This window comes from Shewanella sp. 10N.261.52.F9, assembly GCF_041471165.1.
Taxonomy (GTDB): Bacteria; Pseudomonadota; Gammaproteobacteria; order Enterobacterales; family Shewanellaceae; genus Shewanella; species Shewanella marinintestina.
In genome coordinates, this window is record NZ_JBFRNX010000001.1 from 1 (window position 1) to 12,647 (window position 12,647).

Genomic DNA, 12,647 nt, shown 5'->3' on the forward strand with positions numbered 1-12,647 from the left:
TCTTCAATTAAAGTTTTGTTTGCTTCATCCACCTTACAAGTAAGGAGAAATCAGCGGCTCAACGAATTCTGTATTACATATTGCTATGAACACTCATTCATTAAGTAATTTTTTGATTGTCTCATTCTTTACTAGAAAGAAGTAGACAATTTCGAATAACTTAATCTCTGTGAGTGTCCACACAGATTTGCTTGTCATATTGTTAAAGAGCGTGCCACTTCTATCAAGGCTAAGCCTTTCAAAATGGCGCCTTAGACGCTTAGGTCGTTTGGCTGAGGAGGCGTATTCTACACTTCCTAGTGTCGGCGTCAAGCGCTTATTTTAAGAAGTTTTTCAAGCGATGATTCTTTGTTCAAGTCACACCTAATTGAGCTTCTAAAGCGATTGTCACCTGAGGCTAATTTCCGTAGAAGTTAATCTCTCTAACACCACTGCAAGTCCCGTGCTACCTAAGCTTTCGTTTAGTTAGTTGGCCTGCTGTGCCGTGTCAGTGGATGCGCATTATAGGGACGTGAAGCGAAAGCGCAAGGAGCTTTTTCAAGAAATCGGTAACAACCGTACTGAATGTTGTTTAATCCCGCATATTGGGGGCAAATCGTACCAAAACAACAATAAACTTGGTGATTAATTGCAAATTGGCTCAGTCATTACTAGGTCAATTACCTGCAATAATACTCTCCCCCCCCTATTACGGCGTACTTATGCCGGTTCAAGCGCTAACACCAAATCATTAATTGCCAAATTTAGTCGATAATATTGGCACTTATCGATTGCTGCGTTATGTTATGTGTAAACAGGTTCCAAAATTAAAGCAGCAGCAACTTTTGGATTTTGGTTATCTCATTTTAACTAGGGATAGAAAATGGCTAACTCGCAGAACATGATTTATAGCGTCTCAAGGAAATCGCCGTTACCACTTATTTCGAAAATCGCTTTTATGGTTTTAGTATTAACCTCGACCTCTGTTAATGCTAACGCTATTTATACCTGGATTGATGATAAGGGGGTCACTCACTATAGTCAGCAACCTCCAGCATCAAACCAAGCATCGAGCAAAAAGCTCTATAGTGAAGATATTGAACCTAAACACGTAGGCACTATTGCACCGATAAAGTCTGTAGCTGATCTCAATCAACCTTCCGAGCTCGAGCAGAAAGCGGCTGCAATTAGCCTTGCCGATAAACAACAAGCTCAGCAAGTTTGTAAAAATGCTCAACACAGCCTTAATGTATTAACTACCCATACTAAGTTAACCAAAAAGAACAATGCCACAGGTAAACTTGAATCAATGACAGAAGAACAAAGACAAGCAGCTATTACTGAGCAAAAGGAAAGAATGAAGCTGTTCTGCAAAACTTAAGGTCAACTCTTGGTGACGTATACCTTAGCTATCAAAGGGTGTCAGTATCAGGAACAATATGAAAAATGTGCAATAAACAACACATAATGCCTTATCCTTGATTCAACAACTCTAGCCAAATAACAGTCATGCTGAACAAAGCAAAAATGCAGCCCCCAATGAAGTCTGCATTTTGTGTTTTAGGATTCGCTTTTAATCCCACGAGCTAGATGTTGGATTTATCTGGCAACTTACACAGATAAGAATGAAGCATCTACTCAGTAGGTCGAACTATTTATTGGCTTGTAGATTGTACATTGAGCGAGGTACACCATCTTCACAAGCTTTAAGCCCTGCATCCCACCCTGAATCAAAGCGACTGAGGCCATCAAGCGCTGTATCTTTTTTCACTGAATCATAAAGCTCTGTTTGCTGACGCTTCATAACATAAGCATTTTTACAGCCACGGTAGTAACCATAGTGGTAAAGGCTTTCATATTCCATGTTGCCCTCACCAATATAAGGTGCTGACGTTTGCTCTTTTTCATAGTTAGAACTTGAACAGCCAACCACAGCTAGTGAAGCCAAAACGATTACGGCTAATTGTTTTTTCATGAAGTTCTACTCCGTGTCCATATCAAAATAAAAATGAATGTATAAAAGGCGACTTGTACATTTTGCTGATAGAAAAGCCGATTCATACATTTAAGTATTGTTTATTGGTCCTACAACACCAACTCTTTTTAAATACCACTAACAAATACAGTAATTGCTATAACCCTATAGTTCAAATATACATCACATTGGGCAACTTAAAAGACTTTGCAGATAATTTATGCTCATTATCAGGTTCTTCACTTAACTGCCTACTCATTGGCATAAAAAATGGCCTCATAAAACTGAGACCATTTTTAAATGTAGAAAGCTATTATAAGCAGTTAAAACAAACTACAGAACAAGTATTATTGTGAAAAAGTTAAGGCATCATCTTCAACCACGATTTTAATCGCCTTGCCAGGTAACAACTTGCCACTTAATATTTGCTGCGCTAATGGATTTTCAACTTCTTGCTGCAGGGCTCTTTTAAGCGGTCGTGCACCATAGATAGGATCAAAACCAGCTCTTGCTATTAACGCTAAAGCTTCATCAGTCATCTCTAGGCCATAATCTTTATCTGCAAGACGCTTTTTAAGCCCTTCGATTTGAATGCCAGCGATATGAGCAATATTATTCTCATCTAGAGGATGGAACACAACAGCTTCATCGATACGGTTTAAAAACTCAGGCCTAAAGTTTTGCGTCACCACCTGCATCACGTCTGATTTCATCTCATCATAACTTTGATTGCCAAAACCAAGTTGGATCAGATCAGAACCTAAGTTGGAAGTCATAATGACCACGGTATTTCTAAAATCAACGGTGCGGCCTTGACCATCAGTCAGACGACCATCATCTAATACCTGCAATAAAATGTTAAATACATCGGGATGTGCTTTCTCTACTTCATCCAGTAAAATCACCGAATAAGGTTTACGCCTAACAGCTTCAGTTAAATAACCGCCTTCTTCATAGCCAACATAGCCTGGAGGAGCACCGACTAAACGCGATACAGAGTGCTTTTCCATAAACTCAGACATATCGATACGAACCAGAGCTGACTCGGTATCAAATAGGAACTTAGCCAGTGACTTACATAATTCAGTTTTACCGACACCGGTTGGGCCTAAAAATAGAAAAGAACCGATTGGACGATTTGGATCTGCAAGCCCTGCACGGCTACGACGAATTGCATTCGATACCGAATTTACCGCTTCATTCTGACCAATAACCCGTTCATGCAACGCATCTTCCATCTTAAGCAATTTGTCACGCTCACCTTCAAGCATCTTAGAAACAGGGATCCCCGTCGCTTTTGATAACACTTCAGCGATTTCTACGTCGGTAACTTTGTTACGTAGCAGTGTCATATCTTGCATTTCAGCTTGTGCAGCAAGATCTAACTGCTTTTCAAGCTCAGGAATACGACCATACTGTAGTTCAGACATTCTAGTTAAGTCACCCGCACGACGAGCAACTTCTAAATCCATACGCGCTTGCTCAAGATCTGCCTTAATATGCTGAGTGCCAGCTAACGCTGCCTTTTCTGTATGCCAAATCTCATTCAGCTCAGCGGCTTTAGCCTCTACATCTTTAAGCTCTGTACGCAAAGTATCTAAACGACGCAAACTTGCTTCATCAGCCTCTTTACTCAAAGCTTGCTCTTCAAGTTTCAACTGAATCGCACGACGCTCTAGTCTGTCCAGAGACTCTGGCTTAGAGTCTATCTGAATACGGATACTCGATGCAGCTTCGTCTATTAAGTCGATAGCTTTATCTGGCAACTTACGATCTGAAATATAACGGTGCGACATGCTCGCCGCAGCGACAATCGCAGGGTCGGTAATTTCTACATGGTGATGCAACTCATAGCGCTCTTTTAAACCACGTAAAATAGCAATGGTATCTTCAACACTTGGCTCATCAACCAGCACTTTTTGGAAGCGACGCTCTAGTGCAGCGTCTTTTTCAATGTATTGACGATACTCATCTAACGTTGTCGCACCAACGCAATGTAAGTCACCTCGGGCAAGTGCAGGCTTTAACATGTTACCCGCATCCATTGCGCCATCAGACTTACCCGCACCCACCATAGTATGTAGCTCATCAATAAAGAGGATCACTTGCCCCTCTTCTTGCGAAAGCTCATTTAGTACCGCTTTTAAGCGTTCTTCAAATTCACCACGATATTTAGCACCGGCAACTAACGCGCCCATGTCTAAAGACAATACACGCTTATTTTTAATGCCTTCTGGTACTTCGTTGTTGATGATGCGCTGCGCTAACCCTTCAACAATCGCGGTTTTACCCACCCCCGGCTCACCAATAAGTACAGGGTTGTTCTTACTGCGGCGCTGCAACACTTGAATCGTGCGGCGAATTTCATCGTCACGACCAATCACAGGGTCAAGTTTTCCTTGCTCTGCACGCTCGGTTAAATCAACCGTAAATTTCTTAAGTGCCTGACGTTGATCTTCAGCGTTTGGATCATCGACATTTTGGCCATTACGTACTTGGTCAATGGTCGACTCCATTAACTCTTTAGTCGCACCCGATTGTTTAAGTGCTTGCGCTAAAGGATCATTGCCCTCAAGCGCAGCCAAAACGAATAACTCACTAGAGATAAACTTGTCTTTACGTTTTTGCGCCAGTTTATCGCACAAGTTTAGCAAGCGAATAAGCGCTTGAGATAACTGCACGTCACCGCCAGTGCCTTCTACTTGTGGCTTTTGTTCAAGATCTTGGCTCAGTAACGAGCGCAAGGTGCTCACTTGGATCCCTGCTTGAGTCAGTAGTGGGTGAATTGAGCCCCCATCTTGATTCAGTAACGCCATCATCAAATGTGATGGTTCAATAAATTGGTGATCTCGTCCTAGTGCCAATGACTGAGCATCCGAGATGGCAATCTGGAATTTATTGGTCATACGATCTAATCGCATAAATCCTCCGATAACTCATAAAAAAATAATAAATAAAAGGCATGGAAAGCTGCAGAATAACTGCAGGAATGCACTGGATAATCTAATACCAATCAGTATCAATCCATTGGCACTTCTACTTACATTAGAAAAGGGGTCACTCCGCGTTAAAGCGAAATTGATGTTACTTAAAAGATGGGGGCTATTTGAACAATATCAAGTAAAGAGTTAACGATTAAGCCAAATAAATGATGCCATACGGCCAGTAATACCGTCACGACGATAAGAAAAAAAGCTTTGTTGCTCAGCAACCGTGCAGCGTTTGTCTCGATAAATACGCGTCACACCTAATAATGCCAATCTAAACTCGGCCAAACCTTGAATATCAGCCATGTATTTTTGCTCACCTTGAGCATTGATATGAGCGCTAAAAAACTGGCCACTTAGCGGATGCTTTGCCTCGAATAGTGCTTTAACCTCTGGGCCGATTTCAAACGCATTCGGACCAATAGCCGGGCCTAAATACGCCACCAGCTCATTTGGCTTATGGGTAAACTTTGCCACTGCGGTTTCAATAATACCATCACATAAACCGCGCCAACCTGCATGAACGGCGGCAACTTCGGTGCCATTTTCATCACATAGCAATACAGGTAAGCAATCTGCAGTCATCACCACGCACACTTGCTCATTACTTTGGGTGTAGCTGCCATCGGCATTAATCACTTGGCTATTATCGGCTTCAACCACATCAATGCTGTGAGTCTGTTCTAGCCAGGCAGGTTTTGCTGAAAGAGAAAGTTGTTGCTCAATGAGCAGACGGTTAGCTAGAACCATTTGCGGATCGTCGCCAACGTGCAGCCCAAGATTAAGGCTAGCGTAAGGTGGCTGACTGCAGCCACCTTCTCGAGTCGAAAAAGCCAAGCTTACTCCCGATGGAATAAACCAAGCTTGACTTTCAATATGCTGACTCATTAATACACTGTTGGATTTTCTTCAGTGTCTTTACGCAGAGCTTTAGTTAGCTTTACCATGTCATCAGGAATTGGGGCTTGCCAGCTCATGATTTCACAAGTAAACGGATGTGCTAATTCAAGTCTTACTGCGTGCAGTGCTTGACGTTTGAAGCCCATATAGGTTTCAAAAAAGTCTGGTGCAGCACCTTTTGGCGGACGTGGACGACCAGCATAAACTGGGTCACCAACCAATACATGACCAATATGTGCCATATGCACACGGATTTGGTGAGTACGACCAGATTCAAGACGCAGTCTCAAACGCGTATGCGCTCTAAACTTTTCAGCCACACGGTAATGAGTCATCGCAGGCTTACCATTATGAACAACTGCCATATGGGTACGTTTAGTCGGGTGACGGTCGATAGGCTCATCAACTGTGCCACCAGCAATAATTGTGCCTGTGACAATCGCTTCGTATTCACGAGTAATTTCACGAGCCTGCAGTGCGCTCACAAGGTGAGTCTGTGCTTCAACCGTTTTAGCAACTACCATCAAACCGGTAGTGTCTTTATCCAAACGATGCACAATACCTGCACGTGGAACTAGTTCAATACCTGGACAATGATGCAGTAGTGCATTCATCAAGGTACCATTTTGGTTGCCCGCACCAGGGTGCACAACCAAACCAGCTTGCTTGTTAATAACCAAAATATGGTCATCTTCATACACGATATCTAAATCAATCGCTTCAGCTTGTGCTTTAGTTTCTTCTTCAAGCGTGGCACCAATAGTGACTACCTGACCTTCAAGCACTTTAAGTCTTGGCTTGTCAGAAACCTCGCCATCGATACTAACTGAGCCGGATAAAATCCACTCTTTAATTCGTGTGCGCGAGTAATCCGGGAACAAATCAGCCAAAGTTTGGTCTAATCTCTGTCCGGTTTGTGTTGCTGTGATCTCGCTTTTTAGATTAATCTCTTGTGTCATATGAACCGTACCCACTTTTCTGGGTCCAAAAATGTTTACTATCTGTTACAATCGGATTGTTTCTATTTTATCGTGAAATGGAAAAATTCTTAACAACAACTTTAAAAGAATCGAATTCAAGTATGCATAAAATTGCCAAAAGTGTCGCTGTAGTCCTTATTACACTCGCAGCTACGGCCTGTAGTAGCAAACAGGGCCAAGACCCTGTAATGACAAAAAGCTCACCAGAAGTGCTTTATTCTCAAGCTAGAACCTCAATGGAGCTAGGGAATTACAGCAAAGCTGTGCGTTCTCTAGAAGCCTTGGATTCACGCTTTCCTTTCGGACCGCATAAAACTCAAGTACAGCTTGATCTTATTTATGCCTATTACAAACTTGACGATCCAGCGTCAGGTATTGCGAACATCGATCGTTTTATTCGCTTAAACCCAACCCATAAAGATATTGATTATGTTTACTATATGCGCGGCTTAGTCAATATGCAGTCTGATCGATACCTATTTCACGATATGCTAAATATCGATCGTTCTGACCGCGACCCTAAAGCAGCACAAGATGCATTTAAAGATTTTGATCGACTAATTAAGTCTTATCCAAACAGTAAGTATGCAGCAGATGCGCAAAAACGCATGCAGCACCTTAAAAATAGACTGGCACTTTACTCGATCAAGGTAGCTGAATACTACATAAAAATGAATGCTTGGAGTGCGGCAGCTGTGCGTGCACAATCAGTTTTAGAGACTTACCCAGGTACACCGTCAGCTGAAAAAGCATTAGAAATCATGTCTACTGCATACGGTGAGCTAGGACAAGAAAAGCTTAAAGATCATGCACTCATGGTTATGAAAGCTAATTTTCCAAACAACAAATTAGTTAGCAATTAAAACCGTAAAACATACAGATTCGATGATAAATAAAGGCCTCAATTGAGGCCTTTATTTTTTGTACAAATTTTGACTTGCATAGCTAAATAATAATCACTATTTACGTAATCGATGCAAAACTTAAATTTTAGCTGTTGTTCTTTTTATTGATACAACCTAATCCGTTCAGCTCTGCTGCATTGATTTTTAAAGTCATGAATACTATTTCGTATCACTACCGTTAATGACCTTATTCTTAATGATCCATCGTTGATAAAGCACTGGTAGCATCAACACATCAAAGCCCCATGCAAAAACGACAACCAAACACGACAGTAAACTCAATTGAGCTATCGGTGTAAATTCCGATACCAATCCTATCGAAAACCCCAAAGCTATAGTCAAGGTGGTAAAGCTTATCACCGGTAGTACTTTATTTAGACTCTGCCACATACTTGCTGCAGTTAAGTTTCGTGCATCAGGCAGTTTCAACATTAAATGCAAAGTATCATCGACAATAATACCCAGCATCATTCCCAATACAACTGCAGCACCCAGACTAATAAAACCACCGCTAACTTGCCAAAGTGCGAATACCCACAATAGCGGTAAAAAGTTAAGTAGCAAGCCTATCAAGCCAAACACTAATGAACGCTTGAGTATGCTTAACAATATGGCTAAAGCAATCAATGCCACAGCAAATGAAGTCAGCATATTATTGGCATTATCAATGCTCAAGTGAGCAAATAATAAATTACTCCCTAGAGGCGGGCTAACATTGACCATTTTTGCATTGTCGCGTAGCCATCTGTTCACCCCCTGTTCAAACTCAATTAACTCCATTGCCGTCATGGGCTCTAAATTGAGGGTTAATAGCGTGGAGTGTTTATCAGGCGATAACTCACTTTGCAGCCCGAGTTCGGCTGAGCTATTGTCAGCTAAGACTTGTTTAAATCGAGTTTGACCAATGCCAGCGGCTTTAATCCAATCGCCAATATGCTGAACATTTACCACTTGCGGTTGTTGTTTAAGGTATCGGCTAAATTTATAGATAAAACTAATCTCTACTTTATCTATTTGCTTAGGTTCTTGCCCAGAGATCACATAGTGTTGCAAATTGATTCCAGAGAAGTATTGCGCCATTTTTTGACTCGATACGGTGAATGGATTGGATGTAGAGAAGTAGCTCAATGGGTCATCATTTAAGGTAAGTTTTGATACGCTAATCAAAGCTATTACGCTAAATAAAACGACCCCTAACATAACTGAAAATGGCCGCTTAGCATTATGCTTTCCAAGCTCAATAACATAATGAAAATTAAGTAATTGACTTGTTTTAGCTTTGGAATATTTAGCGAAAAAAATTAAACTGGTCAGGCTCAACAGGTAATTACACAGCACAGCAAAAGCCACTAATATCCCAAAGCTTTGTATTGGTGGAGACGGGCTTAGTGTCAGTAGGCTAAAGCCAAATATTGTCGTGATACTTGAATAAAATAACGGTGCTAGGTTAGCCTTCACTGTTGTTTTCAAGGCATTATCCTGACTATTTCCGGCTCTCACCTCTGCTTGCCAAGCAAAATATAGGTGCGACGCATAGGCTAAACCTAGTGTGACCACTATCACTGGCACAAAGGCGCTAATCGCAGCCAATGTTAGCTGGCACCATGCCGCGAGGCCTAATGTTAGCGTTAAGGTCACCGCACTATTAAAGCATAGCGCCATAATCCACATTTTTTGCCTAATGAATAACAACGCCATGAAGAAAATGATCCCCAATAGACCTGGAGCAAACCAACTTAAGTCATGTCGTAATACCTTTGCATACTGCCAATTCAGAGCATGGGTACCATTTAAATAGACATTCACAGCCGTTGGCTGCCAGAAGCGCTGGCTATCACTATCAATCGTTTGCAAAACCGCATCAAGCCACTGGCTCTGCGACAAAGCATTTTGTGATAGTGGATTAGCAGAGTGTGAATTTGACAGAATTTGTTGCTGCAGCTGCAAGCGTAACAAAACAGCCTGACCATCGTCAGACAATACAGAACTTAGTCTTGGGTGAGTTTTATAAGACAGTAACTTCTCTACTTGAGCTGTGCCCTGTAAAAACTGATTGTAGCCTTGGACGCTTTTAATATCAGAGTTGGCCTCTAGCCTTTCTATAAAGTCGATTAGCAGCTGTTGTGACTCATCCTCACGCCAATCTGCACTCGTTTCAAGTAGCATCCATAGCTGATCATGACGCTCAAATTTTTCGCTCATGCTTTGGAGCGCCATAAACCTAGGTTCAGACGGCGAAAAATAGTCACTAAAATCGAAATCTAACTTAAGTCGATGAAACCCCATAACAGACATGACGACCAACAGCGCTATCACAATAAACATAGCTATCGGTCGTTGCTGGATCTTCCAGATCAAGCGTGTTTGGCTTACCAATCCATCTCTCCTTTTGGCTAACAATGCTGGCGCCAACATAACCTTACAATTTAACCAGCATATTCTCCCAACATACAATAGCTTAAGCAATAATTAGCGTTAATATGTCTATAGTGCTCACTTCTAACGCTAAATGCCTAATTATTCAACATACTAATAAGAAAATGCATCAATTTGCAAAAATGGGTTGACTCAAACCGGTAAAAGCCTTTTAATAGCGCCCGTTGCCCGAATAGCTCAGTCGGTAGAGCAGAGGATTGAAAATCCTCGTGTCCCTGGTTCGATTCCGGGTTCGGGCACCAATATTTCGTTTAGGTGTTGCAACAACTAAACCGGCAACAAGGCAAATTAAGACCTTAAGTTGCTAAATTAAAACCTCGCTATGCGAGGTTTTTTTATGTCTAAATTCATATAGCTGCTCTCATATTCATCCCCTAGCTTTTATCCTCTCCCGCCAAAGAAGCCTTGAAATAAAAAAGCCCCGAGTGAAATCGAGGCCTTTGCTACATTGAAAAACGGTAAAGTTAAACTTTAAATTTACTCACTGCATCCTGTAAAAATTCAGCTCGCTCTCTAACCTCTTCAGTTGCGGTCGAGTTCTGAGTAGCCACATCAGCAGTTTCTTGAGCGATATCACGGATCACCACTACATTTTGATTCACTTCTGCAGCCACCATGCTTTGTTCTTCAATTGCAGCAGCAATCTGAGTACTCATATCCATAATATTGGTGACGTCACTATTAATTTGCTGCAATAAGGTTCCTGCTGACGCTGCTTGCTCGGCGCTTTCATTGCCTTGTTCACGGCTAGATTGCATCAAACTAACAATAGAGTGCGTACGTGACTGCAAGGTTTGAATTATCGATGCTATCTCTTCAGTCGACTCTTGAGTACGCATCGCAAGACTACGTACTTCATCAGCTACAACCGCAAAACCACGGCCTTGCTCGCCCGCTCGCGCCGCTTCAATTGCCGCATTTAATGCTAACAAGTTCGTTTGCTCAGCAATTCCACGGATCACATCAAGCACACTACCAATAGTCTCACTGTCTTTTTCAAGATCGCTCACAACTGCAGCAGATTCGTTAATTTGTTGGGCTAATAACTCTATTTTCTCAATAGTTTGCTCAACACCTGCTTTACCTGTTTGTGCGTTATCGTGAGTCGTACTTGCCTTATTTGCTGCTAGCTCAGTATTTTTAGCAATCTCATCTATGGTCGCTCCCATCTCGGTAATGGCTGTCGCCACCATATCGGTTTCATTTAGCTGATTTTCAGCCCCTTTTGAAGCTCGTGCAACATTGCCAGATAAATCTTGGCAAGACTGATTCATAGTCTCAACCGATTGAGTCACTTGATGAATCAGCTGCTGGAAGCTTTCAACCATACTATTAAAGTGTTTGGCAATTTGCCCAAGCTCATCATCGCTACTGGCATCACATCGCATCGATAGATCTTTGTTTTCCTCAATATGGGTGATGACATCAGTAATACGTTTAACAGGCTCAATAATACTGCGAATAATAGTAAGGGTTGCAAATGCCAATGCCAGCGCAATTAACACGGCAATCGACAAACCAACAACAAATGCAGAATCCTCTCTCTTAGTAATCGCCTCTGCGGCTAACAAATCGAGTTGCGCTAACGCTTGCTCTGTATTCGCTACAGCTTGACGTAATTGGCCAAGTTCACCTTCAGAAATAGTCAGTCCAAGTAATTTTTCTTTCTCGACCAGTTGTTTAAAGTCAGTATTGTATTGCTGTAAAAGTTTGTTCACTTGCTGCTTAGTATCGACTGAGAGTTGAGAAGATTTGATATCATCAATCAACTGCGCTAAGCCTTTATCAAACTTAACCACATAGCTCTCACTACGCCTAAGCATAAAGTCCTTTTCAGCTCGTCTTAATTGCAGCATATGCACCATTAATAACGGATTGTTATAATCTGTAATAACAGATTCAACCTGATGTACTGCCGATCTTAAGGTGCCATACAAACCACTTTTTGGTGTTAAACCTATCTGTTGATTAAGCTCAACGACATGAGAAAACGCTAAGTTATAGCTGGCTAAAGATTGGTTAAACAGGTTTAAGCTATCGCTGGGGATATCGTACTTATTAAATACATTAGACAATTTCCCAGCCAGAGCGGTAACGTCATTATTATGCTCAGCATGTTTATCAACATATTGCAGATCGTTTCTTGAGAGAAAATCTTTTTCATCTTTACGCAGGCTCAGCATTTGGCTTTTTAGCTCAGCAATATCTTGTGAAGTGTGGGCAAGTTCAGTTTGTATTTGGCTAAAGTAAATTTGCAGGCCAAACATAGCGGCTAACGCGGTAATCGACACCCCAGCGCTTAAAAGTAGTTTATTACGTATTAGCATTATCGTTCTCTTTTATATCAACTTTAACTTCTTAGAAAACACTGCTTACACAGCTCTAAGGCGGTCATTCAACTTTATCGGCCGATTATATAGTAGGTTTAGCTACAAAAGCGCCGAACAATAGCAAACATTCGCTAACACAAGGCAACATACTAATT

General features: G+C 41.6%; 8 protein-coding genes and 1 tRNA gene. 3 read left to right on the top strand and 6 right to left on the bottom strand.

All coding sequences use genetic code 11. From position 1 onward, the window contains the following. Nucleotides 1-862 precede the first annotated feature (862 nt). Complete coding sequence (locus tag AB4298_RS00005) at nt 863-1,360, top strand: DUF4124 domain-containing protein (RefSeq protein WP_371985322.1); 498 nt, start codon at nt 863-865, stop codon at nt 1,358-1,360. Nucleotides 1,361-1,630: 270 nt separating this feature from the next. Here AB4298_RS00005 and AB4298_RS00010 read toward each other — a convergent pair whose 3' ends face one another. From AB4298_RS00010 to rluD, 4 genes are all read right to left on the bottom strand, one after another. Further along, complete coding sequence (locus tag AB4298_RS00010; protein ID WP_249000857.1) at nt 1,631-1,954, bottom strand: hypothetical protein; 324 nt, start codon at nt 1,952-1,954, stop codon at nt 1,631-1,633. Nucleotides 1,955-2,301: 347 nt separating this feature from the next. After that, the gene (clpB, locus tag AB4298_RS00015; RefSeq protein ID WP_371985323.1) at nt 2,302-4,875 is read right to left on the bottom strand and encodes an ATP-dependent chaperone ClpB; all 2,574 of its coding nucleotides are present in this window, start codon (nt 4,873-4,875) and stop codon (nt 2,302-2,304) included. 207 nt (nt 4,876-5,082) lie between these two features. Further along, nucleotides 5,083-5,829, bottom strand: a complete 747-nt coding sequence (pgeF, locus tag AB4298_RS00020; RefSeq protein ID WP_371985324.1) for a peptidoglycan editing factor PgeF — start codon at nt 5,827-5,829, stop codon at nt 5,083-5,085. Next, nucleotides 5,829-6,800, bottom strand: a complete 972-nt coding sequence (gene rluD / locus AB4298_RS00025; protein WP_249000860.1) for a 23S rRNA pseudouridine(1911/1915/1917) synthase RluD — start codon at nt 6,798-6,800, stop codon at nt 5,829-5,831. Before rluD ends, pgeF begins: the two co-directional genes overlap by 1 nt. Nucleotides 6,801-6,922: 122 nt before the next feature. On the opposite strand from rluD, the gene bamD reads away from it, so the two are divergent. Further along, on the top strand, nt 6,923-7,684 hold the full coding sequence (bamD, locus tag AB4298_RS00030) for an outer membrane protein assembly factor BamD (protein WP_249000861.1): 762 nt from the start codon (nt 6,923-6,925) through the stop codon (nt 7,682-7,684). Between the two features lie 201 nt (nt 7,685-7,885). Here bamD and AB4298_RS00035 read toward each other — a convergent pair whose 3' ends face one another. Continuing rightward, nucleotides 7,886-10,102, bottom strand: coding sequence for an efflux RND transporter permease subunit (locus tag AB4298_RS00035; RefSeq protein WP_371985325.1), 2,217 nt, complete (start codon nt 10,100-10,102; stop codon nt 7,886-7,888). Nucleotides 10,103-10,328: 226 nt separating this feature from the next. Here AB4298_RS00035 and AB4298_RS00040 point away from each other — a divergent pair. Next, nucleotides 10,329-10,404, top strand: a tRNA-Phe gene (locus AB4298_RS00040). 222 nt (nt 10,405-10,626) lie between these two features. On the opposite strand, the gene AB4298_RS00045 is transcribed toward AB4298_RS00040, so the two are convergent. Then, nucleotides 10,627-12,489, bottom strand: a complete 1,863-nt coding sequence (locus tag AB4298_RS00045; protein ID WP_371985326.1) for a methyl-accepting chemotaxis protein — start codon at nt 12,487-12,489, stop codon at nt 10,627-10,629. Nucleotides 12,490-12,647 lie beyond the last annotated feature (158 nt).

Excerpts from the sequence above, each read along its gene's own strand:
- AB4298_RS00005 (WP_371985322.1), top strand. The coding sequence starts at position 863 with ATGGCTAACTCGCAGAACATGATTTATAGCGTCTCAAGGAAATCGCCG.
- AB4298_RS00010 (WP_249000857.1), bottom strand. The coding sequence starts at position 1,954 with ATGAAAAAACAATTAGCCGTAATCGTTTTGGCTTCACTAGCTGTGGTT.
- clpB (WP_371985323.1), bottom strand. The coding sequence starts at position 4,875 with ATGCGATTAGATCGTATGACCAATAAATTCCAGATTGCCATCTCGGAT.
- pgeF (WP_371985324.1), bottom strand. The coding sequence starts at position 5,829 with ATGAGTCAGCATATTGAAAGTCAAGCTTGGTTTATTCCATCGGGAGTA.
- rluD (WP_249000860.1), bottom strand. The coding sequence starts at position 6,800 with ATGACACAAGAGATTAATCTAAAAAGCGAGATCACAGCAACACAAACC.
- bamD (WP_249000861.1), top strand. The coding sequence starts at position 6,923 with ATGCATAAAATTGCCAAAAGTGTCGCTGTAGTCCTTATTACACTCGCA.
- AB4298_RS00045 (WP_371985326.1), bottom strand. The coding sequence starts at position 12,489 with ATGCTAATACGTAATAAACTACTTTTAAGCGCTGGGGTGTCGATTACC.